Source organism: Pseudomonas sp. QL9, from assembly GCF_041409665.1.
In the GTDB taxonomy this organism is placed as follows: Bacteria; Pseudomonadota; Gammaproteobacteria; order Pseudomonadales; family Pseudomonadaceae; genus Pseudomonas; species Pseudomonas knackmussii.
This window is the reverse complement of record NZ_CP166971.1, coordinates 5,902,910-5,926,781: the sequence shown is the minus strand read 5'-3', so window position 1 is coordinate 5,926,781 and position 23,872 is coordinate 5,902,910. Positions and strand designations below refer to the sequence as shown.

Here is a 23,872-nt window from a genome sequence, read left to right as displayed (position 1 = left end):
GCGCTGCTGAAAAGCTACGTACGCAAGATCCTCGCCGCGCCGGTCTATGACGTGGCTATCGAGACTCCATTGCAACCCGCGCTGCAGCTGTCCGAGCGCCTGGGCAACCAGGTGCTGCTCAAGCGCGAGGACCTGCAGCCGGTGTTCTCCTTCAAGATTCGTGGCGCCTACAACAAACTGGCGCAGCTTTCCGCTGCCGAGCGCCAGCGCGGGGTGATTGCCGCGTCCGCCGGCAACCATGCGCAGGGCCTGGCCCTGGCAGCGAAGAAGCTGGGCGTCTCGGCGACCATCGTCATGCCGCGCACCACGCCGGAGCTTAAGGTGCAGGGCGTGCTGTCCCGCGGTGGCAAGGTGGTACTGCATGGCGACGCCTTCCCCGAGGCCCTGGCGCAAGCGCTCACCCTGGTCGAAGAGCACGGCTACACCTTCGTCCCGCCTTACGACGATCCGGAAGTGATCGCCGGGCAGGGCACGGTGGCCATGGAAATCCTCCGCCAGCATCCGGGGCGACTGGATGCCATTTTCGTTCCGGTCGGCGGTGGCAGCCTGATCGCCGGCATCGCCGCCTACGTGAAGTACCTGCGCCCGGAAACCAAGGTCATCGGCGTCGAGCCGGACGATTCCAACTGCCTGCAGGCCGCGCTGGCCGCCGGCGAACGCGTGGTGCTGCCGCAGGTGGGGATCTTCGCCGACGGCGTGGCGGTGGCGCAGGTTGGCGCGCACAACTTCGAAGTCTGCCGGCATTACGTGGATGAGGTGATCACCGTCGGCAGCGACGAAATCTGCGCGGCGATCAAGGATATCTACGACGATACTCGCTCGATCACCGAACCTGCCGGCGCACTGGCGGTGGCCGGGATCAAGAAGTACGTCGAGCGCGAAGACGTCGCCGGGCAAACGCTGGTGGCCATCGACTCGGGTGCCAACATCAACTTCGATCGCCTGCGTCATGTCGCCGAGCGCGCCGAGCTGGGCGAAAAACGCGAGGCCATCCTCGCGGTGACCCTCCCCGAGCGGCCGGGCGCTTTCAAGGCGTTCTGCGAGGCGGTGGGCAAGCGGCAGATCACCGAGTTCAACTACCGCTACGACCGTAGCGAGGAAGCGCAGATATTCGTCGGCATCCAGACCCATCCGCAGAACGATCCGCGCGCGGCGCTGGTGGAGCGTCTGCGCGACCAGGGTTTCCCGGTGCTCGACCTGACCGAGAACGAGACCGCCAAGCTGCACATCCGCCACATGGTCGGCGGACGCGCGCCGCAGGTGGAGCAAGAGAGGTTGTTCCGCTTCGAATTCCCCGAGCGGCCGGGCGCGCTGTTCAACTTCCTCAACCAGCTCGGCGGGCGCTGGAACATCAGCCTGTTCCACTACCGGAACCACGGCGCTGCGGACGGTCGCGTGCTGGCCGGCCTGCAGGTGCCCGATCACGAATTGGGTGAGCTGGACGCGGTGCTGGGCGAGATCGGCTACCGCTACTGGAACGAGAGCGACAACCCGGCTTACCGCCTATTCATTGGCTAGGGCAGCGGCGCGAGGGTCTGCAGCAGGTCGCGCAGGCGATCCAGCGCCGGGTCGATATCCAGCGTCTCGATGGCGCCGTAACCGATCAGCAGGCCGTCGCGCGTCGGCGGCTGTTGGAAGAACGGTGTCAGGCCGAGCAGGTCGAGGTCGACCTTGCGCGCCAGTTCCACCAGCTGCGGGATGTTCAGCGGCCGGCGGGCGAGAACCGCGAGATGGAAGCCGGCCACCGCCGGCACCAGCTCGAACCAGGGTGCCAGGTCGCCGGCGAAACGCTGCAGCAGGCGCTCGCGGCGGCTGGCGTAGATGGTGTGGCAGCGGCGGATGTGCTTGAGCAGGTGACCCTCCTGGAGAAAGCGCGCCAGCGCCCACTGGATCAGGGTCGAGGTGTGCCAGTCGGTCAGCTGCCGGGCAGCCCCAACCGCTTGCAGCAGCGCCGGCGGAAGCACCGCGTAGCCCAGGCGCAACTCCGGCAGAAGGGTCTTGGAGAAAGTGCCGACGTAGGCCACCAGGCCGTGGCGGTCCAGGCTGTGCAGGGTGTCGTTGGGCCGCCCTTCATAGCGGAACTCGCAGTCGTAGTCGTCCTCGATGACGATGGCGCCAAGTTCCAAGGCGCGGTCGAGCAGGGCCTGGCGGCGCGCGGCTGACATCGGCATGCCGAGCGGGAACTGGTGCGACGGGGTTACGTAGATCAGCCGGGCATCGTCGGGAATGGCGTCCACGCGCAGTCCCTCGGCATCCACCGGCACGCCGACCACGCGGGCGCCCTGGGAGGCGAACAGTTGATACGCCGGTGGGTAGCCGGGCTCCTCGACGGCCACGCAGCAGCCCGGTTCGAGGAGTACCCGCGAGATGAGATCCAGCGCTTGCTGTGCACCGTTGCAAACCACCACGTCGTCCGCCGAGCAGCGCAGCCCGCGGGAGAAGGTTGCGTGGCGGGCGATGGCCTCGCGCAGTGCCGGCAGCCCTTCGGCCTGGCTGTACAGACCGCGCGCCTGTGCGCTTTGGCGCAGCGCGTACTGCACACAGCGACGCCATTCATCCTGCGGGAAGTGGCTGGGGGAGGTCGCGCCGCCGATGAAGGAATAGCGCAGGCGAACGCCCAGGGCCGGGTGCTGCAACGCTCTGGAAATGCCGCGCCAATGCTCCAGCACTCTGGCGCTGGCGAGCTCGGTCGGCTGCCGTTTGTGCTGCTGGCGGGCGCTGTGGGCGTTGACGAAGGTGCCGACGCCGACCTTGCCGACCAGCAGGTTGTCGTAGGTCAGCTGGGCGTAGGCCTCGGCTACCGTCTTGCGCGACAGCCCCAGGTGCTCGGCGAGCAGGCGGGTCGGCGGCAGCTGGGTACCGGCGGCCAGGCGACCGCTTTCGATGGACTCGCGCAGCTGGCGATAGAGCTGGCCGGTCAGGTCCTTGTCGCCCTCGATGACTACGTGAAGTTCCATGCCTGCGCTCCGTTTGCTATCCGGGAATTATGCCGTGCGCGCGGGGCATCGCCAGTGGTCTCCCGTTTTTGCCGGGGATTGGCTATTGGGCGCGGCGGAGGGCGGGCGTAGCTTGGACCCATCGCGGCGACACGGCCGCCGATCTTGAAGGGGCGCAGCGCCCGAGGAGATGCACGATGTCGATCCGTACCCCGCGCCACCTGTTGTTCGCCGGCCTGGCCCTGGCGTTTTCCCTGCCGGCGCTGGCCCATGACGAGAGTGGCGAGCACGAGAAGATCACCCCCCTGCAAGAGCACGCGCTGCCGGATGTCCCGGGCAAGAAGGGCCTGATGGTGGAAGTCAGCTACAAGCCCGGCCAGGTCTCGATTCCGCACCTGCACCAGGGTGCGGTGTTCGCCTACGTGCTGGAAGGTGCGGTGGTCTCGCAACTGCAAGGGCAGCAGCCGGTGACCTACAAGGCCGGCGACTCCTGGTATGAAGCGGCGAACACGCCACACCTGATCTCGCGCAATGCCAGCAACAGCAAGCCGGCGAAGTTGCTGGTGTGGCTGCTGCTGGACGAAAAGGCTCCGCCACTGGTGCCGCTGAAGAAGTGACAACCTGAGGCCGTTGTAGGAGCGGAGCTTATCCGCGAAATTCTGGCATCCATGGTCAGCTCCGCTCCCTCTCCCCAACCCTCTCCGGCAAGCGGGAGAGGGGGCTGTTCGGCGCGGGCGCAATGGTTGGAGTAACTCTGTAGGAGCGGATTCATCCGCGAAAATCCCCGCACCGATGCCATTGTGTAGGAGCGCGCCATGCGCGCGATTCGCGGCCATGGGCCGCTCCTACAGGGGATTCGTGTGTTGCGGCGGGGATACAGCGTGCGGGGCGGTTCGCGGATGAGATCCGCTCCTGCGGGGAGCGGATCTTGCGGTGGGGATCAGATCATGAAGCGCAGGATGTCCGCGCGGTTCATCTCGGTGCGGCCTTCCTCGTACCAGCGCGGGATCTCGTCGCGCAGGCCTTCCTTGGTGTCGTCCAGGTTGAAGGGCGCGGTGTAGCGCTTCTTGCGGTACGAATAGATGTAGTAGGTGCCGTCGCGGTAGAGGATGCGGTCGAAGGTGTAGAACGCAATGTGCGAGCCGTTGCAGCGTGCGGTCAGCACCACGTCGCCTTCTTCGTAGGGCAGGGCGCCTTCGGCGCATTCGTAGGTGAAGAACTCCCGTACGTCGTCCCAGTCCACGCCGCTGCTGGCGCGCAGGTGGCTTTCGGCAGCGCTTTCGGAATCCTCGGAGTGGTCGCTGTACCAGATGAACAGCGGAATGCTCTGGTTGGAGTCCTCGCCCAGCCAGCTTTCGCCGTCCAGGTACTGCGCGGTGCGCGCCAGGCCTGCCTGCATGCGGCGGTGGTGGAAGCGGTAGGTTTCCAGTTCCTCGTCGAAGGCCTCGCTGTCGCTGGCCAGCAGAACGCCTTCGGTGGCCTTGAGCTGCGCGACGCGGGCCAGCTGCTCCTGGTAGAGCGCGGCGTCCTGGATCACCACGGCATTGTCGCGGGTCAGGCTGACGCCGATCTCGGTGAAGTTGGCGCTGCCGAGGATGACGATGTCCGGTTCGACCAGGTAGAGCTTCCAGTGGATGCTCTTCTGGTAGCGGAAGTCCACGTGCAGGGTGAGGTCCGCGCCGCCTTCGGCGATGCAGAACTCGATGAAGTCCGGCGAGGTGAAGGAGTTGATCGTGCCGACGACGATGTCCAGGCGGTTGCCGTTGTCGCGCAGGCTCTGGACCAGCGCTTCGGTACCGGCGGCGAAGGCGGAGACGACCGTGATTTTCTTGTCGCGCAGCTGGCCGAGGTAGCGGGCGAGGTCGTTTTGATTATCGAGGATCTGCATAGGTGCTCCAGCAGCGTTGATTCTGCAAATGCCGCCATTGTCGCATGCCCGCAAGGGCGGTTCCACGGAGGCCGCGCAAACCCTTGCGGTAGAGCAAGGCGCCGCCACGGAATGGCGAATCGCAGGCAAAAAAAGGCCCGCCAGAGGCGGGCCGAAGCGGAACCAAAGGAGTTGCAGACTCAGTCGCCCATGCCATCGGTGATGGCGATGCCCTGGGCGCGCATGGCGGAGATCAGCTTGGCGCGCGTTCCAGGCAGGTTGAGCAGGGTTTCGTGGCGAATGCTCGCCACTTCCTCGCCGGTATAGGGCGTGTACTGCGCCGGCATGCTGGCGCCGGCCATGCCGTCCTTGCGCAGCAGCCAGTTGAGCATGTCGGCCAGCTGCGCATCGTTGAGCGGGGACATCGACATGCCCGGCACCCGCACGAGGAACTGACGGCCGCCCTCGACCTTGAGGAAGTTGCCGACGAAGCCCTGCATGCGCGGCACGTCGTTGGACTTCGAGCCCATGCCGTTGCTCAGGTGGCAGCCGGCGCAGGCCAACTGGTAGTTGGTCGCGTTGCTGTAGCCGGCCTGGGCGATCGGCGTCTGCGGCGCCTCGTTGCCCGGTGCGTGCTTCTGGTGCGGATCGGGAATGCTGCGCGCCTGGGTCAGCGGGCTGACCAGCAGGCAGAGCAGGGCGAGGCTCGACAGCGTGCGCTTCATGGCGAACCTACACCGCGACGCCGCGGATCACCGAGACGGTGCAGTTGTAGATGTGCGACTTGGCCGCCAGGCACCAGTTCACGTCGTTGTTGTTGAACGGACGGTAGGCCGGCTCTTCCGAGTCGTTGCGGGTGCAGGCGCACTGGACGCAGCTGTGCTTACCGCAGCAGTCGTTATAGGAAATGATGTAGTTCTTGCCGTCGGCCGGGTTGCGGCAGGTGCCGATCCAGCTCACCTGGGAGACTTCGGTGCCCGGCGGGCAGCTGGTGGTGGTGCCGCCGCAGCAGGAGCAGAGGAAGCCGTCGATGGAGCAGTAGCGCCAGTAGTCGCAGCTGTTCGGATCGCCCGGGTCGCCGGCCATCGGCTTGTCGGCGGCCAGGGCCTTGCTGGTGCGATCGATCGGCAGCAGCAGGGGCACGGCTGCACCGGCGACCATCAGCGAGCCCATGCGTGCCAGCAGCTTGCGGCGGGATGTGGTGTCGGCCACGTGGCGGGTGGAGCGCTCGAAGAACTTGTCGAGGAGTTTCATCGGGTATCCCTTTTATTGTCAGTGGCTGTGCGAGTGCGAGTGACCGTGGGCCTGCTGGCCATGCAGGTGTTGCTGCAGGGTGGCGCTGCCCAGGTGCTCGGTCTCGAACAGGCTGTCCAGGTGCTCGCGGGAGTTCACCAGGCCCTTGGCGCGCAGCACGCCGGCCTTGTCGACCAGTGCTGCGTAGGGCAGCTTGCCGATCTGGTAGGTCATGCCGACTTCCGGGCCGACCACGTAGGTGGCGCCTTCGAGCTTGTGCTCGGTGATCAGCTTGAGCTGGTCTTCCGGGTCGCCGTCGCTGACGTAGACGACTTCCAGGCGATCGGCCTGTTCCTTGGCGATGGACTTGATCGCCGGCAGCAGCGACTTGCAGATCGGGCAGGTCGGCGAGAGGAAGAACAGCAGCTGGGCCTTGTCGCCGGCGTAGCCGAAGTTCACCGGGCGACCGTTACGGTCGGCGGCGGTCACTTGCGGAGCGGGCTCGTTGACCGCCACGCCCTTGTCGACCATCAGCGCGCCAGCCGGGGCGATGCGTCCGTGGAGGACGCCGATCTGCCGCACCAGCCCCATGACCACGAAGGCCAGGGCGAGCAACAGCAGCCAGAGAAGTACGTTGGAAACGATCATGGCTTCCATGGTTCACCTACCAATGAGTTTGAGCAGACGGGGGCCGTTGGCGAGCAGGCCATCGGCGGCGGCATAGAGGAGCAGGGCGACGGCGCTGGCGGCCAGGGTCACGAAGCCGTCGAACAGGCCCAGTTCGCGAGCCTGCGGATGCACGCTGGCGAGCAGCGCCAGGGCGACCAGCACGGCGTTGCGCGCCAGCAGCACCGGACGCAGCGGCTGGGCCTGGTCGGGCCCGGCGCAACCGCAGTCGATGTCGCGGCGGCCACGCCACAGGTTGATACCGATGGCGGCGGCGTACAGCGCGATCAGCGCCGCCGCCGCGAGTGCGGCGAGCGAACGGCTGGCCGGCACCAGCAGGGCGAAGGCGACAGCGCCCTCGACCAGCGGCAGCAGCCGGGCGGCGGGCTTCAGCAGTGCCTGCGGCAGCAGCTGATAGTCCTCCAGTTGGCGCACGAAGCGCCCCGGCGCGCGCCACTTGTGGCTGGCGGCGCTGGCCAGGATCACCGCAACCGAGACGGCGGCGGCGATCACGTAGATGGGATCGGGTTGCATGCTCATGCCCCTTTAATGGGTCAGGACCTGGGTGGGGGTCTTGGCGATCTTCTCCATGGTGCCGGTCAGCTTGCCGGTCTTCAGGTCGAAGACGTTCAGCCCGCCCATGACGTCGGCGCCCAGCAGCAGCGGCGCATCATCGGTGGTGGCGGTCATGCTCCAGATCGGGTTGGGCGAGCTCAGGGTGCCGATCTTCTTGTGCGTCTTCAGATCGTAGACCCAGATGTCGGTGGCCGGATCTTCCCACTTCATCGCTTCGTGCTTGTCATGCATCAGCACGTAGAGGCGGTTCAGCTTCGGCGCCAGGGCGATTTCCTGCCAGCCGCCCGGGGCCCAGCCAGCCTTGCGCTCTTCGTCGGTGGTCAGCGACCAGGTCGGCAGGACCTTGGGCTGCTTGCCGGAGAAGTCGATGGTGTGGATGGTGCCTTCGGTGGTGGTGAAGTAGTAGGTGTCGCCATTGGCGATGCCGCGCTCCACCAGCTTCTCCTTGTTCGGGTCGAAGAACGGGGTGCGGCTGCGCGCCACTTCCTTGCCGTCTTCACCCAGGGTCACCAGCTGCATGCTGCCGTCGCCGCACATGGAGGCGAAGCCGCGCTTGCCGACCGGGTAGTCGAGCACGCAGCCGGGCAGGGCGATCTCGCTGGTCACGGCCTTGGACTGGGTGTCGACCACGGTCACCGAGGTGGACGGGGTGAAGTTGTAGATGTAGACGAAGCGGTCGTCGCTGCTGGAACCGATGCCGTAGCGCTGGGTGAGCGACTCGGAGCGCTTGCTCGGGATCACCACTTCCCAGGCCGGGGCCAGGGTCGAGGTATCCCAGGCGGTCAGTACGTCGGTGCGGGTGCCACGGGTGCCGCGCGAGTAGTACAGGTCAGCGCTGTACAGGTAGCGCTTGTCGTTGCTCAGGGTCGAGGGGGCGGCGAAGCCGGTGCTGACCATGCCGAGCATCTTCTTCTTCTCGGGGTCGACCACCGTCACGCGACCGATCACGAAACTCTCGAACTCGACGTCGATGATGTAGGCGCGGTGCGGGCTGGGCGGGAACGGCAGGGTTTCCTGGCCGATGGTTTCGGCCGGAAGGTCTGCATAGGCGCCGCCTGCTGCCGCCAGCGAGACGCCGAGTGCGAGCATGGTACGGGCAAGGATCCTGGTTATTCGCATGGGGGGAGGCTCCCTCGATTTTTGTTGGCTGTCGGATCGCGGATCGGTTCTGGGCAAAAGACTGCAGTCCTAGTCTGCCGCGGGTGTTCTTGCGTTGACTTGCTCTGCGTGCCAAGCGCTTGTGTGTCCCTGACAGCGTTTTCGCCAGCGTGCCGGAACAAGCATTGGCGCGCTTTGCGCGGCCTGCCTCACCGCTGGTCGGCGAGGTCTGCGCAGGGCAGCGAGAAGCAGAACATGGCGCCGCCGGAATCGACGTTCTGCGCCCAGATGTCGCCCCGGTGACGGGAGACGATGTTGCGGCACAGCGCCAGGCCAATGCCATTGCCGCTGACCTTGGAGCTGAAGAAACCGTCGAACAGGCGCTCGCGCGCACCGGCGTCGATGCCGCGCCCGCTGTCTTCGACGCAGAGCACGGCGTTGTCGCCATCGCGCCAGGTATGGATGCGCAGCCGACGGCGCCCGGCGGGCAGCTCGGCCATCTCCTCGATGGCGTTGAAGGCGAGGTTGAGGATCACCTGGCCGATCAGCACTTTCTCGCAGCTCACTGGCAGCGCCTCGGCGCAAGGTGCCAGCTCCAGGCGCACGCCTGCCGGTTGGCCCTTGAGGTCGATGAAATAGCGTGCGTCGGCGAGCAGTTCGTTGAGGTCGACGCGCTGCTCGGCCTGCTCCAGGCGCACCACGTATTCGCGCACGCTCTTGATGATCAGCGAGGCGTGCTCGATCTGCCGCACCGCGCTGTCCAGGCCCCAGGCCAGGGAGGGATCGACCTCGCCCTGGCGGCCCAGGCGGATCGCCGTGCCTTCGATGAAGTTGCGTGTGGCCGCCAGCGGCTGGCTGAGCTCATGGGCGATGGCCACGGCCATCTCGCCCATGGCGTTGTAGCGCGCCAGGTACTCCAGTTTCTGCTCGCTCTGCCGGCGGGCTTCTTCTGCACGCACCTGTTCGCTGACGTCGCGGAACAGCAGCAGGTGCCCGCTCAGGTCGTCTTCCAGCTCGATGTAGCGGCAGGTCGCGTGGTGCCAGCGCCATTCGCCGTCGGTGCGGCGCAGGTGGTAATGCACGCTGTAGGGCTCGCGGCTGGCCGGGTTGCGCCCTAGGTGCTCGAGCAGGCGCTGGCGCGAACGCTCGTCGCAGGCGTCGAGGAAGTTGCGGCCCAGTGCCTTGCGGTCGGCGGCGCCGAGCAGGGCGAGGGCCGAGTCGCTGATGTAGCGGATCTCGCCGTGCGGGCCGAGCACCGCCACGCCCTCGGCGAGGTCCTGCATGAACGCCTTCAGGCGGCTCTCGGTGCGCTTGAGCTCGCGTTTGACCTTGTCCTCTTTCGAGATGTCGCGGAACTGCACCATCAGCACGTCGCGCTCGGCCAGGTGGACGAGGGTGGCCACGGCCTCGGACAGGATGTCCACGCCCTGCTTGGAGCGGTAGCACCACTCGATGGTGCGCTGCCCGGTGCGCGCCGCGCCTTCCAGCCAGCGCAGGCCGATGGAGCGGCGGTACTTGGGCGCCGGGCTGGTCATGTCCGGGGCTTTCAGCGGCACCAGTTCCTCAAGGCTGAAGCCCAGCACGCGCAGCGCGGCGCCATTGGCCCAGAGGATCTCCTTGGTCTGGGCGTCGTGCAGGATGATGCACAGCGGCATGGCTTCGATGAGCGCGTGGAAGTCGGATTCGGCGGGCTGGAACATGGCGGGCAACTCGTGGCGGTGCGCGTTTCCGCAAAAGTGCGGGTCGCGGCTTTATAGCGCGCAGCCTAGCTTGTCGGCGCTAGGAAACAACCCGGCGGGGAATAGGGGATTCCTTTAGAACGCGGGCGGCACGCCCCAATAGAGGCCACTTCGGCACGCTCCCTACACTGGGCCCCATCGACGACCGCCGGCTTCCCCGGACGGTCGACCCACAAGAACACAGGGAGACGCCCATGTCGCGCTCAGTCGCCGCCGAAATTGATTCGACCCTCGCCAGCCGCGCCGCGCTTTTCGAGCAGGTCCTCGAAGAAGTCCGCCAGCGCCGCGACGAGTTCGACGCCCGCTCCCACGTGCCGCGCGACATGATCGAGCGCTTCATCGAAGTCGGCATCTACCGCGCCGCGACCCCGCGCTGCTTCGGTGGCGATGCGCTGCCGCCGGTCGAGTTTCTGCGCCTGGTCGAACGCATCTCCGAGGCCGACGGCTCGGCCGGCTGGGTCGCCAGCTTCGGCAGCGCCAGCACCTACCTCACCGCATTGCCGCGCGAAACCCTGGCTGAGCTGTACAAGGACGGCCCGGACCTGGTGTTCGCCGGCGGTCTGTTCCCGATCCAGCCGGCCGAGCAGGTCGAGGGCGGCTGGAAGGTCAAGGGCACCTGGAAGTTCGCCAGCGGCTGCAAGGGCGCCGACGTGCTCGGCGTCGGCATCGGCATCGGCGGCCCGGGCGGCAAGCCGCGCACCGCGCTGCTGCGTGCCCGTGACGTGGAAATCGTCGAGAACTGGGACGTGGTCGGCCTCAAAGGTACCGGCAGCCACGACCTGCGCCTGAACGATGTATTCGTGCCGGATGCCTGGACCTTCATCCGCGGCGGCCAGAGCAACATCGACGAGCCACTGTACCGCTACCCGACCATCGCCTACGCCGCCCAGGTGCTGGCGGTGGTCAACCTCGGCCTGGCCCGCGCCGCCCTCGACGAGATCGCCCGCATGGCCTCCGGCAGCGGCGTGACCGGCGCGCCGAAGCTCTCCGACCGCGCTTACGTGCGCATCGAGATGGGCAAGGCCGAAGCCCAGCTGCACGCCGCGCGCGGCTTCTTCTACGACGCCACCGAGCAGGTCTGGGCCTCGATCCTCGCCGGCAATCCGGTCACGCCTGAGCAGGTCAGCCTGCTGCGCCTGTCCGCCGTGCATGTCTCGCGCGCCGGCGCCGAAGTCGTGCAGCGCGCCTACAGCCTGGCCGGCACCACCGCCATCTACCTGCGCCACCCGCTACAGCGCTACCTGCGCGACGCCATGGTGGTGACCCAGCACGCCTTCCTCAGCGATGGCATGTACGACGGCGCCGGTGCGGTGCTGCTCGATACGCCGCCGTTCCCCGGCTACCTCTGATCGACACAAGGACCAGCAACCATGACCCGTCCCACCGCCGAACCCATGCGCGTACTGTTCTGCATCGGCATCACGCAGAACTTCTTCGACCTGCCCACCGGTGAAGGCCTCAGCGTCTGGAAAGGCTTCAGCCAGATGATGGGTGAGCTGGGCGCGCTGCCCGGCATGAACGTCCTCGGTGTGCTGGACGACGACCGCCTGATGGTCGGCGCTTCTACCACCTCGCCCTGGACCGTCTACATCATGGCCGATGTCGACTGCCACCAGACCGTGGTGGACGCCTGCAACCTGTTCCGTACCGTGCCGGTCGGCGAATACAGCCTGTGGAAGTACGCCAAGATCGAAGCGCGCATCGGCCGTCCGCTGACCATCCCTGAAGCGGCGCGGAGCTGAGCCATGAGCCAGGCCCTGGAGCAGTTGCAAGCGCGCCTGGCGCGGCTGGAAGGCGAGGCCTCGGTGCGTCGCCTGATGGCCCGCTACATGGACCTCTGCGACGTGCCGCGCGACAGCCTGGCACTGCAGTCCGAGCTGGCCGAGCTGTTCACCGAGGACGCCGTCTGGGAAGGCCTGGGCGCGCGCGCCGAGCAGAGCTTCGGCCGCCACCAGGGCCGTGAGGCGGTCGCCGCGTTCGTCGCGGGCTACCTGCCGCCGGCCGAGCACTTCGCCCTCAACCTGCACTTCATCGGCAGCGAATCCATCGAAGTGGGCGAGGGCGGCGATACCGCCAGCGGCCAGTGGCTGATGCAGCAAGTGTCGACCTACACCGACGGCCGCAGCGAACTCTTCGGCACCCGCCTGAACCTCGACTTCCGCCGCGTCGGCGAGGCCTGGCAGATCAGTCATTTCCGTACCCGGCGCCTGCTGGCCATGCCGCTGGGCGCGCTCGCGGAGGGCAAGGCATGAGCATCTTCGTCAGCGAATTCGAACTGGGCGGCGCCGGCAAGCGCGTCGCCATCAAGGACACTATCGACATCGCCGGCTACCCGACCCGTTGCGGCAGCCGTGCGCTGGCCGATAGCGCACCGGCGACGCGGCACGCCGAGGTGGTGCAGCGCGTGCTGGACGCCGGCTGGCAGATCGTCGGCAAGACCAACCTCCACGAGCTGGCCTTCGGCGTCACTGGCATCAACGACTGGAGCGGTACGCCGGTCAACCCGCAGGCGCCCGACCGCGTACCCGGCGGCTCCTCCAGCGGCTCGGCCGCAGCGGTGGGGGCGGGCCTGGCGGAAATCGCCCTGGGCACCGACACCGGCGGCTCCGTGCGTGTGCCGGCGGCCTGCTGCGGCGTGGCCGGGCTCAAGCCGACCTATGGCCGCGTCAGCCGCGTAGGGGTGCACCCCGAACACAGCAGCCTTGATTGCGTAGGGCCCTTCGCCCGTGGCATGGCCAGCCTGATCGAAGCCATGCAGGTGATCTGCCCCGGTTTCGCCCCGCGCGAACTGCCCGGCGCGAACGCCCGCGTGGCCTTCCTCGAAGTGCCCGCCGACCCGCACATCCAGGCTTGCCTGGGCGCCGCCGCCGACCGCGCCGGCTGGCGGCGGGCGAGCCTTTACCTAGGCGAGTTCGAAGCAGCCTTCGCCGCCGGGCTCACCGTCATCAACCACGAGAACTGGGCGGCTCTCGGCCAGCTCACTGGCAAGGGACTGCTGGGTGCCGACGTCGAGCAGCGTCTGCTCGCCGCCGGTCGCACCACCGCGGCGGAGTTGGCGGATGCGCAAGGCGTGCGGGTGAGCTTCAGCCGCGCCATCGACGCCGCCCTCGAGGATTACGAAGTGCTGCTGCTGCCGACGCTCGCCAGCCTGCCGCCGCTGCTGTCCGAGGCGCGCAACGGCAAGAGCGTCGCCGCGCTGACCTCGCTGGTGCGACCCTTCAACCTCAGCGGCCACCCGGCGCTCAGCGTGCCGGTGGAACTGGAACACGGCGGGCTCAAGGTCGGCCTGCAGATCGTCGGCCGCAAGGGCGACGACGAACGCGTCTGCGCCTTCGGTGCGCAGCTGGAACAAGCCTTGGCTGCCGAGCGGCCAACGAACAAGAAAATGGCATGAGGAGAACCCCATGAGTGCCCCCGAGTACCGGCTGATCGCCAAGACGGGCAGCCCCGAGCAACTGGTCCAATCCGACCGCGTCGACGTCTCGCTCTACCACGACCCGGCGCTGTTAGAGGCCGAGCTGGAGAAGATCTTCTACCGCACCTGGGTGTGGGTCGCGCACGTCAGCGAAGTGGCCAACCCCGGCGACTTCAAGACCGCCATGATCGGCCGTCGTCCGGTCATCGTGGTGCGCGACAAGAAGGGCGCCATCAACGTCCTGGAAAACCGCTGCCGCCACCGTGGCGCCACCGTCTGCGAGAAGCACAAGGGCAACGCCACCGGCTTCACCTGCCCGTACCACAGCTGGTCCTACGGCCTGGACGGCAAGCTGCGCGCGCTGCCGTACCCGGACGGCTACGAGGACATCCTCGACAAGGCCGAGCTGCCGCTGACCAGCCTGCGCGTGGAAAGCTACGCCGGCATGATCTTCGCCAGCTACAACGCCGACATCGAGCCGCTGGAAGACTTCCTCGGCGGCGCCAAGCACTGGATGGACCTGTTCATGAAGCAGGGCGCCGGCTACCCGATCAAGACCCAGGGCGAACACAAGTTCACCTTCAAGGGCAACTGGAAGATCCAGCTGGAGAACACCACCGACGGCTACCACTTCCCGATCGTGCACAAGTCGTGGATGTCGTCGGTCGATGACGAGACCAGCGAAATGCTCTCTTTCATGACCGACCCGCAGGCGGTGACCCACGCCCTGGGCAACGGCCACAGCGTGATGGTGATGGTTCCCGAGCACGTCGACCTCGACCACGACGACGGCACCGAGCAGCTCCAGGAGCGCTTCGCCCACGTCACCGAGGAACTGTCGAAAACCATGCCGCCGGAACAGGTGCGCCGCATCGTCCGCTCGCTGCACGGCGCCGGCTTCAACCTCAACCTGTTCCCCAACGTCGCCATGTCGATGTCGTTCTTCCGTGTGCTGCGTCCGGTCTCGGTCACTGAAACCGAAATCCGCCACGTCGCCCTCGGCATGGACGGCGGCCCGGAAATCGCCAACCGCGAACGCCTGCGCATCCACGAGCACTTCCAGGGTCCGTTCGGCTTCGGCAGCCCGGACGACGCCGAAGCCTGGGACCGCGTGCAGCGCGGCTCCTACGCCGGCCCCGAGGCGCCGATCCTGGTCAACCGCGGGCTGAACCGCGAGATCGTGGCCGAGAACGGCGACAAGGTTTCCCACGCCACCGACGAGGGCGGTATGCGCGAGGCCTACCAAATGTGGAAAAGGATGATGAGCCAATGAGCAACGACACCCTGAACGGCTTCTCCGGCCCGCTGGCCCAGGCCATCGAATTCATCTGGCGCGAAGCCGAGCTGCTCGACCGCAAGGACTACGCGCAGTGGAGCGACCTGTGGAGCGAGGAGGGCATCTACGTGGTGCCGATCGCCGAAGGCGATGACTTCGACGCCCACCTGAACTACGCCTACGACGACGCACGCATGCGTGCCCTGCGCATCGAACGCCTGAGCGCCGGCTTCTCGCCCTCGGCGGTGGACGCGGCGAAAACCGTGCGCAGCGTGTCGCGCTTCCGCCTGGTGGAAGCGGCAGGCGATCTCGTCGAAGTGCATTCGGCGCAGATCCTCTACGCCTACAAGCGCGGCGTGCACACGCCCTTCGTGGCGGACCTGGAGCACCGCATCCGCTTCACCGCCGAAGGCCCGCGCCTGGTGCGCAAGGTGGTGCGCCTGATCAACGCCCAGGACGCCCTCGGCGCCATCGGCTTCCTGCTCTGAGGACCCGCCCATGACCCGTACCGCACTCGTCACCGGGGCCTCGCGCGGCCTCGGCGAATGCATCGCCCGGCGCCTTCACGGCGCCGGCTACCGCGTGGCCCTGGCCGACGTTCGCCTGGACGACGCCCAGCGCCTGGCCGATGAGCTCGACCCCAGCGGCGCAAGCGCCCTGGCGCTGGAGCTGGACGTGCGTGAGAAGGCCGACTTCGAGCGCGCCCGCGACCTGCTGCAACAGCAGTGGGGCGGCTGCGACATCCTGGTGAACAACGCCGGGGTGTCGAAGGTCGCTGCGCTGATGGACATCAGCCCGGAAGACTTCGACGCGTCCATGGCAGTCAACCTGCGCGGCACCTTCGTCGCCTGCCAGGTGTTCGGCGCGCACTTCGCCAGCCGCGGCTTCGGCCGCATCGTCAACATCGCCTCGCTGGCCGGGCAGAACGGCGGCACCGCCACCGGCGGCCACTACGCTGCGGCCAAGGGCGGCGTGGCGACCCTGACCAAGGTCTTCGCCCGCGAGCTGGCGCCGGCTGGCGTCACGGTGAACAGCATTTCCCCAGGTCCCCTGGACCTGCCGGTGGTGCGCGAAACCGTGGCCCCGGAGCGCCTGGAACAGATCCTCAAGACCATCCCGGTAGGCCGCCTCGGCGATCCGGACTACGTGGCCGACAGCGTGCTGCTGCTGGTCGCGGACAACGCCACCTCGGTGACCGGCGCCTGCTGGGACATCAACGGCGGCTTGTTCATGCGTTGATCGAGACGGATGGCGCCGAACTACCCGCGCACACCGTACAACCCCCTCTCCCATCAGGGAGAGGGCTGGGGAGAGGGCGGCCGAGTCCACCCCGATACACCATGCCTTGTAGGTAACAAGATGATGAAGGTAAGAATCCAAAGCATCGTCGACGAAGCCCAGGACATCCGTTCCTTCCGCCTCGTGCGCAGCGACGGCCAGCCGTTCGACGCCTACGAGCCGGGCGCCCACGTCGACGTCACCGGCCCCACCGGAGTGACCCGCCAATACTCCCTCTGCAGCCCGCCCGACGACTGCAGCGCCTACCTGGTGGCGGTGAAGAAGGAATCCGCCTCGCGCGGCGGCTCCAGTGCGCTGCACGACGTGGAAGAGGGCACGGAACTGGACATAGGCGCGCCGCGCAACCTGTTCCGCCTGGCCCCGGAAGCCCGCGAGCACGTGATGTTCGCCGCCGGCATCGGCGTGACCCCGCTGCTGAGCATGGCCTACAAGCTCAACGCCAAGGGCGAGCCGTACCTGCTGCATTACTTCGCCCGTTCGCCCGAGCACGCGGCCTTCGTCGAGCTCCTGTCCGGTCCGGCGTTCGCCGGCAAGGTGCAGTTCCACTACGGCGTGGAACCGGCCGATCTGGAAGCCGCGCTGGCGGCCTGCCTGGAGAACGCATCTGCAGCCGCCCACGTCTATACCTGCGGCCCGGCGCCGTTCATGAACAAGGTGGTGGAAGTCGCCAAGCGCAGCCGCAGCGAAGACGCCATCCACCTGGAACACTTCCAGGCTGACCCGGCCGCCAACAGCGCACCGGCCGGCAGCTTCGAAGTGGAGTTGGCGAACAGCGGCGTGGTCCTGCACGTCCCGGCCGACAGCAGCCTGGTGGACGTCCTCCAGGCCCACGGCTGCGACATCGACACCGAATGCCGCGAAGGCATCTGCGGCACCTGCATCGTCGAAGTCCTGGAAGGCGAGCCGGAACACCGCGACAACTGCCTGTCGACCAAGGAGAAGGCGTCGAACAAGCAGATCTGCGCGTGCGTCTCGCGCGCCAAATCGGCACGCTTGGTGCTGGATCTCTGATCTGGAGAAGCCCTTGTAGGAGCGAGCTTGCTCGCGAACAGAGCCACCCCGGATACGCAGGTATTAGGGGGTGGTTCTGTTCCCGCTCCCGTAAGCGGGGGAAGGGGCGTTCGGCAGCGGATTCATCCGCGAAATTCCTCGCGCCGATCCACCCGTAGGGCGCATAACCGCGTTCGCGGTTATGCGCCGCAGCCCCGCACGAAAGCGGCGGATAACCCCTTCGGGGTTATTCGCCCTACAGGTTCGACATTCGTGCCGTACCGTTCGCGAGCAGGCTCGCTCCTACGCAGTTCCGTCTTCCCCGCGAACGCGGGGACCCATAAAGCGGACTTCCAGAGAAACATCCGCACACTCCGGACTGCCCCTTACAGAAGGCCGAGCTAAGCCCACGCAGAGGAGGCCGCGCGACATGGATGTCGCAAAAGCCCCGATGGGCTACAGGGACGTACCCTCGGGGCGGGCCTCCGGGTGTGTGGGCATGTGCGAGGGAAGTCCGGCTCCGCCGGACCCGTATGTCGGGGCAAGCGCTTTGGTTACTTTCTGCGGGGGTGGCCTTCCACCGTTTGAGAAAGTGACTCGCCCGAGGGGGCGAAACAAGAAACATCCGAACATGCCGAAGCGACGCAGAAACACGAAGCTTCTGGATCCCCGCGTTCGCGGGGATGACGTTGAAGGAAAGTACGGCGCAGACCTGTAGGAGCGGCCCATGGCCGCGAATTCGCGCGCATGGCGCGCTCCTGCGATCAGGGCGCTCCGAGATCCAGCACCTCACGCACCAACAGCGCGATGCTGGAAACCCCCATCTTTTCCTTGATCTTGGTGCGATGCACATCGACCGTCTTCACGCTGATGTTCAGCTCGCGGGCGATGACCTTGCTGGCCTTGCCATCGACCACCATCCCCAACACCTCGCGCTCGCGCCCGGTCAGCAGATCGAGGCGCTGCTGCAACTGGCGCTTCTGCTCGGCGCCGGCTTGCACCTGCACCGCCGCCTTGAGCGCGGCCTGGATGCGCTCGAGCATCTGCTGCGGGTTGTAGGGTTTCTCGACGAAGTCCAGGGCGCCGTTCTTCATCGCCTGCACCGACATCGGGATGTCGCCGTGGGCCGAGACGAAGATGATCGGCAGCGCTGCGCCGCGCTCGTTGAGCATGGCCTGCAGCTGGAAGCCACTGGTTTCCGGCATGCGTACGTCAAGCACCAGGCAGGCGGCGAGGTTGGGGTCGTACTGGGCGAGGAATTCCTCGGCGCCGGCGAAGCACTGCGCCTGGATGCTGACCGACTCCAGCAGCCAGGCGAGCGAGGTGCGCAGGTCCTTGTCGTCGTCGACGATGTAGACAATGGGTTTGCGGGTATCCATCAGGGTTGCCACGGTCTTTCTAATACTTGTAATAGCACGCAGTCTTTGCTGCGGCGCACGTAGGGCGGGAGCGCCTGAACGCGACCCTGGGGCCAGCATACCCAGGCCGACCGCACCTGGCGATAAAGAAACCCCCTAGACGACTAAAGGCCAGCCACCGGCGGCATGGGAATCGTCTGGATACCCCGGGCTTGCGCGGCTGCGTAGATTTGAGTCATCGCCAACCGGCCGCAAGGACAGTCCCATGAGCCACCTGAGCCAGACCCAGATCGACTTCCGCAACGCCATGTCGCGGCTGCCGGCCGCGGTAAACATCATCACCAGCGACGGTCCCGGCGGGCGCTGCGGGATCACCGCCAGCGCGGTCTGCTCGGTCACCGACTCGCCGCCGACGGTGCTGGTCTGCATCAACCGCGGCAGCGCCAGCCACGACCCGTTCCGCGCCAACGGCAAGCTCTGCATCAACGTGCTGCGCGGCGAGCAGGAAGAGCTGGCCAGGCACTTCGCCGGGATGACCCGCGTGCCCATGGAAGAGCGTTTCGCCTGGGACCTCTGGGACGAAGGCAGCGCCGGCGTACCGGTACTGCGCGACGCGCTGGTCACCCTGGAAGGGCGCATCAGCGAGTGCAAGGAAGTCGGTTCGCACTCGGTGCTGTTCGTCGAGCTGGAGCAGGTCGGTGTGCGGGAGCAGGGTGACAGCCTGGTGTACTTCAACCGCCTGTTCCATCGACTGGAAGGCGCGGCGGCCTGATCGTCGTCTTCGCAGGAGAGCGGACCTGGTCCGCGAAATCGCGCGCATGGCGCGCTCCTACAGGTGTTCTCCGGCCAATCGCTTTCGGTGCATAACCCCCCTCGGGGTTATGCACCCTGCGGGATCGTGCGTTGATCGGGCGTATAACCGTTCGCGGTCATACGCCGTTGGCGATTGTGCCGGGAGGCGAGGGTTCGTGGATAAGATCTGCGGCGATGTCTAGCGACACCATTGCTCTTCGCAGGGAACGCCATCCCTGTCTCCGTCCATTTTCATACCCGGACAATTGCGCAGGAATGCCTTTGCCTCTTCGCACGAGTGCATCTGCGAGCAGTATTGCCGGCCATCGCAGGTGACGGCCACCGGGGACGACGCAGGTGAGGCTACGGCGGGCGGTGGCGAGGCGGGCAGCATCTGATCGGTAGGCTCGCTCGCGTCTTCCTGGCTGACGCTTTCGGTCGTTGCTCGCGAGCCGCTGAAACGCTCCTGCCACGCCGGGTTGTCCATGTATTGCCAGGCGAGCACAGCCACGGCGATCAGCAGAATCCATTTTTTCATCAGGGCTTCCTTGCGGCGGATGGGGGCAGATTCTAGGCGAATCCGCTCTTCGTAGGAGCGAGCTTGCTCGCGAACCGCACGGCACGGTGTTTCCTTGTAGGAGCGGCCCATGGCCGCGAATCGCGCGCATGGCGCGCTCCTACAGGTTGGTATTGGTGCGGGGATCTTCGCGGATGAATCCGCTCCTACAGGATTACGCCGGGATTTCCGCACACTCCGAACGGCTCCCTCTCCCGCTTGCGGGAGAGGGTTGGGGAGAGGGAAGGGAGTCAATCCGGAGTTCCGGCGAATGGGGCGGCGTACAACCGCGAACGGTTGTACGCCCATGCATCACGCCTTGAACTGCTGCACCAGCCGATGCTGTTGTTCGGCGCTCTGGTTGAGCTGCTGGCTGATGCGGGCCGAGGCTTCGGCCTGGTCGGAGAGGGCCTGGGTGACGTCGCGGATCGCGCCAATGTTGCGGCCGATCTCTTCTGCCACGCTGCTCTGTTCTTCCGCCGCGCTGGCGATCTGCAGGTTCATGTCGCTGATCAGGTTCACCGCGCCGGTGATGCGTTGCAGCGCGTCTATCGCCTGGCGGGCCTGCTGGACGTTGTCCTGGGCCTGGCGGTAGCTGCTGTGCATGGCGTCGGCCACCGACAAGCTGCGGGATTGCAGGTTCTCGATCACCCCGCGGATTTCTTCCACCGAGTCCTGGGTGCGTTTGGCCAGGCCGCGGACTTCGTCAGCGACCACCGCGAAACCGCGACCGGACTCTCCCGCGCGGGCCGCTTCGATGGCGGCGTTGAGCGCCAGCAGGTTGGTTTGCGCGGCGATGCTCTGGATGACTTCGAGGATCGCGCCAATCTGGTCGTTGCTGCGCGACAGGTTCTGCAGCTCTTCCATCGCCTGGTTCATGTCGCCGGCCAGGGCGTCGATGCCGGCGCTGGTCGCCTCGATGGTGGCGTAGCCTTCCTGGCTCGCGCGCTCGGCTTCGCTGGCGGCTCCGGCGGCGCTGGCCGCGCTTTGCGCCGAGGCGTTGGCGGTGGCGGACATCTCTTGCAGCGCCGTGGCGACCATGTCGATCTCGCGGAACTGCTGCTGGATGCCGTCGCTGGTCTGGCGGGCGATGGAGGCCGAGCGGTCGGCGCCGGAGCGTGCTTCGCCGCTGGCTGCCTGCACCGCTGCGATGCTCGGTTGCAGCTTGTCGAGGAAGCGGTTGAAGGCGCGTGCCAGGCGGCCCAGTTCGTCGCCGCGCGGATAGTCCAGGCGGCGGGTGAGGTCGCCTTCGCCGTCGGCGATGTCTTCGAGCATGCGCGCCAGGCCGAGGATCGGCCGGCTGATGCCGCGCGCGGTGAGGGCCACAAGGAACAGGCCGAACACGCCGACCAGCACGCCCAGGCCGATCTCCAGCCAGGTGCTGTGGGTGCGCTGCTCGTCCAGGGTGTTCTTCAGCGACTGCGCCGGCGCCAGCAGCACCTGCTTGGGCACGCTGAGCAGGATGCCCCAGGGGTGCGCGCCGGGCAGCGGCACCAAGCTGCTCAATACGGTGACGTCGGCGCCCTCGTCGTAGGTCAGCGCGCGGCCCTGGGCCATGTCGCCGAGCGCTTGCGGCAGCGCCGGGTCCTTGAACGGCTTGCCCAGGCCGGCAGCGTTGGCGCTGTCGCTGGCGAGCAGGCCGTTGGGGCTGAGAATGCGGATGCGGCCCTGGCCGTCGAACAGCTGGCGGCTGCCTTCGACGCTGTTCTGCTGCAGGGCGGCGAGGTCGATGTCGAAGCCGACCACCGCGACGAACTTGCCGTTCTCCAGCACCGGCAGGGTGATGCTGGTGACCAGCCGGCGCTGGCCCGAGGCGTCGTCGAAATAAGGGTCGAGCACGCAGGGCTTCAAGCTGTCCCGCGAGCAGGTGAAGAAGGCGTTGTACGGCTGGCCGCTGGGGCCGGGGGTGGTGTCGGCGAGCACCTGCTCGGTGCCGATCACGTTCTGCTGCTTGCCGTCGCTGCGTAGCAGATAGAGGGTGTAGCGGCCGTTCTCGTTGCTGCCCAGGTCCTCGCGGGCCTTGAAGGCGGCGTCGTTGCCGTCGAGGCCATCGACCGCGAAGACCACGAACAAGCCGAGCAGCTCGGAATGTTCGGCCAGGGTGCCGCCCATTTCCGCCACCAGCTTGCGGCGCAGCGCCTCGGCGCCGAGGTTGCCCTGGTGGTTCTGCTCGCGCAGGGCTTGCAGGGTGCGCGACAGGCCTTCGCCGAGCAGCAGCTTGTCCTGCAGCTGGCGTTGCAGTTGCAGCGCCTGCACCTGGCCCTGGGTCTGCAGGCTGGCGCGGGCGGATTCGGCGAACAGCTTGCCGCTGTCGTCCTTGATCACCTGGCTGTCTTGGCGCGCCTGGTAGAGCGACAGGCCGATCAGGCTGGCGGCCACGCCCAGCAGGCAGAGGCCCGCCAGCCAGGTGATGCGCCCTTGGAGGGTGGACTGGATGCTGCGCATGGATTGCCTCCTTGAAACTGCGAAACCCGCCGGCCCGCCAGGGCCGTGATGGGGGACGGCCGTGGCGCGCGGGCGGGTCTGCAGCGGGTGGTTTAGAAAGTGGTGCTGAAGATCAGCTGGCTATACAGGTTGCTGTCGTTGCTGCCGATTTGGGTGCCGCCATCCTCGGCGCTCTTCTTCGGCTGGTAGAGGCCGACCAGCGGGGTGATGGTCAGGTTCGGGCTCACGATCCAGTCGGCGTACAGGTCCAGCTCGCGGCCGCTGAAGTTGCCCAGGTCGTTGTCCAGGGTGTGGAAGTCGAACCACTGCAGGCCGATGTCGACGTTGTCCGCCGGGTTGACCTTGGCGCCGATGTTGTGGACCCGGGTGTTGTTGTTGAACGGGCCGGAGTAGTTGCCCGCCACCTCGCCCTGGAACCAGGTGCCGAAGCCACGGCTGAAGCCGTAGAACAGGGTGTCGTAGCCTTCCGAGAAGCGGCTGAAGCGGTAGCTCACGTAGGGCTTCCAGGGCAGGTCGGAGAAGGTCCAGCCTGCCTCGAGATACCAGGCGTTCTCGTTGTCGGCGTGGCGCTTGTCCTGCTCGGCGTACTCGCCGGAGAGGAACAGGTCCTGTACGCCGGCGTTGCCCTGGGCGCGCAGGCTGTAGGTCTTCATGTCCTTGCGGTCGAGCTGCAGGGGGGATGCGTACTGCTCGTCGATATCGGTGACGTCGATGTAGGTCAGGCCGACGGTGCCGGCATCGGCTACGTGCTCCAGGGTGCCGACGTACAGCTCGGAGTTGGCCTGGGCACGGTTGTTCGACTTCAGGTGCATGATGTCGCCACGCCAACCCTGCTTGCCGCCGATGCGCAGCACTTCGGTCTGGTCGAAGTTGCGCCGGCCGGCCAGGTAGTAGGCGCCGCCGCGGTTGAACTCGCCATCGGCCAGGCCCTTGCCCAGGTTGAGGGCGTCGCCGTCGATCAGGAAGCCGTCGCCGACCACGATGTTCTGGCGGCCGAAGGAGAAGTCGATGCCGTCGTCGCCCAGCACCGGGAACAGCTTGCCCGAACGCCAGCCGGCGTAGGCGTCTTCGATCTTGGTGGTGCGCTCGGAGCCGTCGCTGAAGCCGGCGGCGTCGCCATCACCCCAGGTGCCCGAGCTGAGCAGGCCGAAGGCGCCGTAAGCGGTGCCGGCATCGCCCAGGCGCTGGTCGCCGCTCAGGCCGTACTTGATGAAGCCTTCCTGCCAGGACGACGAGCCTTTGTCCTTGGTGCCGGTCTGGGCGTAGTTCTCCTGGCTGTGGAACAGCGCATAGACCGCCGAGACATTGGCGTCGAGGTGGGTGTCGTCGGTCGCGTACAGCGAGTACGCCTGGGCGGAACCTGCGCTGGCCACCATCAGGGCGAGCAGCGTCGGGCGAAGCAAGGTGGGTCGGGTCATGGCTTGCATCCGTATCGTTATTGTTGGCAGGGGGACGAAACTGCCGAGGATGCTAAGGCGATGGGCGGTGCCGGCCTTGCGTGTGTCTGCCAAGTGCTTGGATGTGCTTGCCAGATGAGGCGCGCGAGCGGGCCGGGGGCTTCCACGCTTTGCCATGGCGATCCGGCTCGTTGGTGCAGTAAGTGCGAAATTCCTTACGGATAGATCG

Annotated in this window: 23 protein-coding genes and 1 pseudogene; 11 read left to right on the top strand and 13 right to left on the bottom strand. The window is 66.9% G+C overall.

What is annotated here, in order from left to right; all coding sequences use genetic code 11:
* Positions 1 to 3 precede the first annotated feature (3 nt).
* Positions 4 to 1,518, top strand: a complete 1,515-nt coding sequence (gene ilvA / locus ACA097_RS27520) for a threonine ammonia-lyase, biosynthetic (protein WP_371370584.1) — start codon at positions 4 to 6, stop codon at positions 1,516 to 1,518.
* Here ilvA and ACA097_RS27515 read toward each other — a convergent pair.
* Positions 1,515 to 2,957 carry a PLP-dependent aminotransferase family protein gene (locus ACA097_RS27515; RefSeq protein WP_371367472.1) on the bottom strand — a complete coding sequence of 481 codons (1,443 nt, stop codon included), beginning with the start codon at positions 2,955 to 2,957 and terminating at the stop codon, positions 1,515 to 1,517. The two genes, ilvA and ACA097_RS27515, sit on opposite strands and share 4 nt — an antisense overlap.
* Positions 2,958 to 3,133: 176 nt before the next feature.
* Between ACA097_RS27515 and ACA097_RS27510 the strand changes: the two genes are divergently transcribed.
* A complete protein-coding gene (locus ACA097_RS27510) occupies positions 3,134 to 3,553 on the top strand; it encodes a cupin domain-containing protein (RefSeq protein WP_160287086.1) in 420 nt (139 codons plus the stop codon).
* 323 nt (positions 3,554 to 3,876) lie between these two features.
* Here the strand turns inward: ACA097_RS27510 and ACA097_RS27505 are convergent, their stop codons facing one another.
* The 7 genes from ACA097_RS27505 to ACA097_RS27475 form a co-directional block, all read right to left on the bottom strand.
* A complete protein-coding gene (locus tag ACA097_RS27505) occupies positions 3,877 to 4,824 on the bottom strand; it encodes a phospholipase D family protein (RefSeq protein ID WP_160287087.1) in 948 nt (315 codons plus the stop codon).
* 179 nt (positions 4,825 to 5,003) lie between these two features.
* Entirely contained in the window at positions 5,004 to 5,528 is a 525-nt protein-coding gene (locus ACA097_RS27500) for a cytochrome C (protein ID WP_371367470.1), read from the bottom strand.
* 7 nt (positions 5,529 to 5,535) lie between these two features.
* A complete protein-coding gene (locus ACA097_RS27495; protein ID WP_043252323.1) occupies positions 5,536 to 6,057 on the bottom strand; it encodes a methylamine dehydrogenase light chain in 522 nt (173 codons plus the stop codon).
* An 18-nt stretch (positions 6,058 to 6,075) separates the two neighbouring features.
* Positions 6,076 to 6,693, bottom strand: coding sequence for a methylamine dehydrogenase accessory protein MauD (gene mauD / locus ACA097_RS27490; protein WP_160287089.1), 618 nt, complete (start codon positions 6,691 to 6,693; stop codon positions 6,076 to 6,078).
* Between the two features lie 3 nt (positions 6,694 to 6,696).
* Complete coding sequence (locus tag ACA097_RS27485) at positions 6,697 to 7,236, bottom strand: MauE/DoxX family redox-associated membrane protein (RefSeq protein WP_043257282.1); 540 nt, start codon at positions 7,234 to 7,236, stop codon at positions 6,697 to 6,699.
* A 12-nt stretch (positions 7,237 to 7,248) separates the two neighbouring features.
* Complete coding sequence (locus ACA097_RS27480; RefSeq protein ID WP_371367467.1) at positions 7,249 to 8,397, bottom strand: amine dehydrogenase large subunit; 1,149 nt, start codon at positions 8,395 to 8,397, stop codon at positions 7,249 to 7,251.
* A gap of 188 nt (positions 8,398 to 8,585) precedes the next feature.
* Positions 8,586 to 10,076 carry a PAS domain S-box protein gene (locus ACA097_RS27475; RefSeq protein WP_371367465.1) on the bottom strand — a complete coding sequence of 497 codons (1,491 nt, stop codon included), beginning with the start codon at positions 10,074 to 10,076 and terminating at the stop codon, positions 8,586 to 8,588.
* Positions 10,077 to 10,309: 233 nt separating this feature from the next.
* On the opposite strand from ACA097_RS27475, the gene ACA097_RS27470 reads away from it, so the two are divergent.
* The 8 genes from ACA097_RS27470 (at position 10,310) to ACA097_RS27435 (ending at position 17,116) form a co-directional block, all read left to right on the top strand.
* On the top strand, positions 10,310 to 11,464 hold the full coding sequence (locus ACA097_RS27470) for an acyl-CoA dehydrogenase family protein (protein WP_371367463.1): 1,155 nt from the start codon (positions 10,310 to 10,312) through the stop codon (positions 11,462 to 11,464).
* Between the two features lie 21 nt (positions 11,465 to 11,485).
* The gene (locus ACA097_RS27465) at positions 11,486 to 11,857 is read left to right on the top strand and encodes a hypothetical protein (protein ID WP_043252335.1); all 372 of its coding nucleotides are present in this window, start codon (positions 11,486 to 11,488) and stop codon (positions 11,855 to 11,857) included.
* A gap of 3 nt (positions 11,858 to 11,860) precedes the next feature.
* Complete coding sequence (locus ACA097_RS27460) at positions 11,861 to 12,367, top strand: nuclear transport factor 2 family protein (protein ID WP_371367460.1); 507 nt, start codon at positions 11,861 to 11,863, stop codon at positions 12,365 to 12,367.
* Entirely contained in the window at positions 12,364 to 13,509 is a 1,146-nt protein-coding gene (locus tag ACA097_RS27455; RefSeq protein WP_371367458.1) for an amidase, read from the top strand. Before ACA097_RS27460 ends, ACA097_RS27455 begins: the two co-directional genes overlap by 4 nt.
* Positions 13,510 to 13,519: 10 nt before the next feature.
* Entirely contained in the window at positions 13,520 to 14,803 is a 1,284-nt protein-coding gene (locus ACA097_RS27450) for a Rieske 2Fe-2S domain-containing protein (RefSeq protein ID WP_371367456.1), read from the top strand.
* Positions 14,800 to 15,294, top strand: a complete 495-nt coding sequence (locus ACA097_RS27445; RefSeq protein ID WP_371367453.1) for an aromatic-ring-hydroxylating dioxygenase subunit beta — start codon at positions 14,800 to 14,802, stop codon at positions 15,292 to 15,294. Before ACA097_RS27450 ends, ACA097_RS27445 begins: the two co-directional genes overlap by 4 nt.
* 10 nt (positions 15,295 to 15,304) lie before the next feature.
* The gene (locus tag ACA097_RS27440) at positions 15,305 to 16,045 is read left to right on the top strand and encodes an SDR family NAD(P)-dependent oxidoreductase (RefSeq protein ID WP_043252343.1); all 741 of its coding nucleotides are present in this window, start codon (positions 15,305 to 15,307) and stop codon (positions 16,043 to 16,045) included.
* 120 nt (positions 16,046 to 16,165) lie between these two features.
* A complete protein-coding gene (locus tag ACA097_RS27435; protein WP_371367451.1) occupies positions 16,166 to 17,116 on the top strand; it encodes a 2Fe-2S iron-sulfur cluster-binding protein in 951 nt (316 codons plus the stop codon).
* 743 nt (positions 17,117 to 17,859) lie between these two features.
* On the opposite strand, the gene ACA097_RS27430 is transcribed toward ACA097_RS27435, so the two are convergent.
* On the bottom strand, positions 17,860 to 18,474 hold the full coding sequence (locus ACA097_RS27430; RefSeq protein ID WP_371367449.1) for a response regulator transcription factor: 615 nt from the start codon (positions 18,472 to 18,474) through the stop codon (positions 17,860 to 17,862).
* 244 nt (positions 18,475 to 18,718) lie between these two features.
* Between ACA097_RS27430 and hpaC the strand changes: the two genes are divergently transcribed.
* On the top strand, positions 18,719 to 19,225 hold the full coding sequence (gene hpaC / locus ACA097_RS27425; RefSeq protein WP_371367447.1) for a 4-hydroxyphenylacetate 3-monooxygenase, reductase component: 507 nt from the start codon (positions 18,719 to 18,721) through the stop codon (positions 19,223 to 19,225).
* A 219-nt stretch (positions 19,226 to 19,444) separates the two neighbouring features.
* Here the strand turns inward: hpaC and ACA097_RS27420 are convergent, their stop codons facing one another.
* From ACA097_RS27420 to ACA097_RS27405, 4 genes and pseudogenes are all read right to left on the bottom strand, one after another.
* Complete coding sequence (locus ACA097_RS27420) at positions 19,445 to 19,783, bottom strand: excalibur calcium-binding domain-containing protein (protein ID WP_371370583.1); 339 nt, start codon at positions 19,781 to 19,783, stop codon at positions 19,445 to 19,447.
* A gap of 330 nt (positions 19,784 to 20,113) precedes the next feature.
* The gene (locus tag ACA097_RS27415; RefSeq protein WP_371370582.1) at positions 20,114 to 20,842 is read right to left on the bottom strand and encodes a methyl-accepting chemotaxis protein; all 729 of its coding nucleotides are present in this window, start codon (positions 20,840 to 20,842) and stop codon (positions 20,114 to 20,116) included.
* Between the two features lie 129 nt (positions 20,843 to 20,971).
* Positions 20,972 to 21,358: pseudogene (locus ACA097_RS27410) on the bottom strand (HAMP domain-containing protein); the annotation flags it as partial.
* 980 nt (positions 21,359 to 22,338) lie between these two features.
* Complete coding sequence (locus ACA097_RS27405; RefSeq protein WP_371367445.1) at positions 22,339 to 23,664, bottom strand: hypothetical protein; 1,326 nt, start codon at positions 23,662 to 23,664, stop codon at positions 22,339 to 22,341.
* Positions 23,665 to 23,872: the final 208 nt, after the last annotated feature.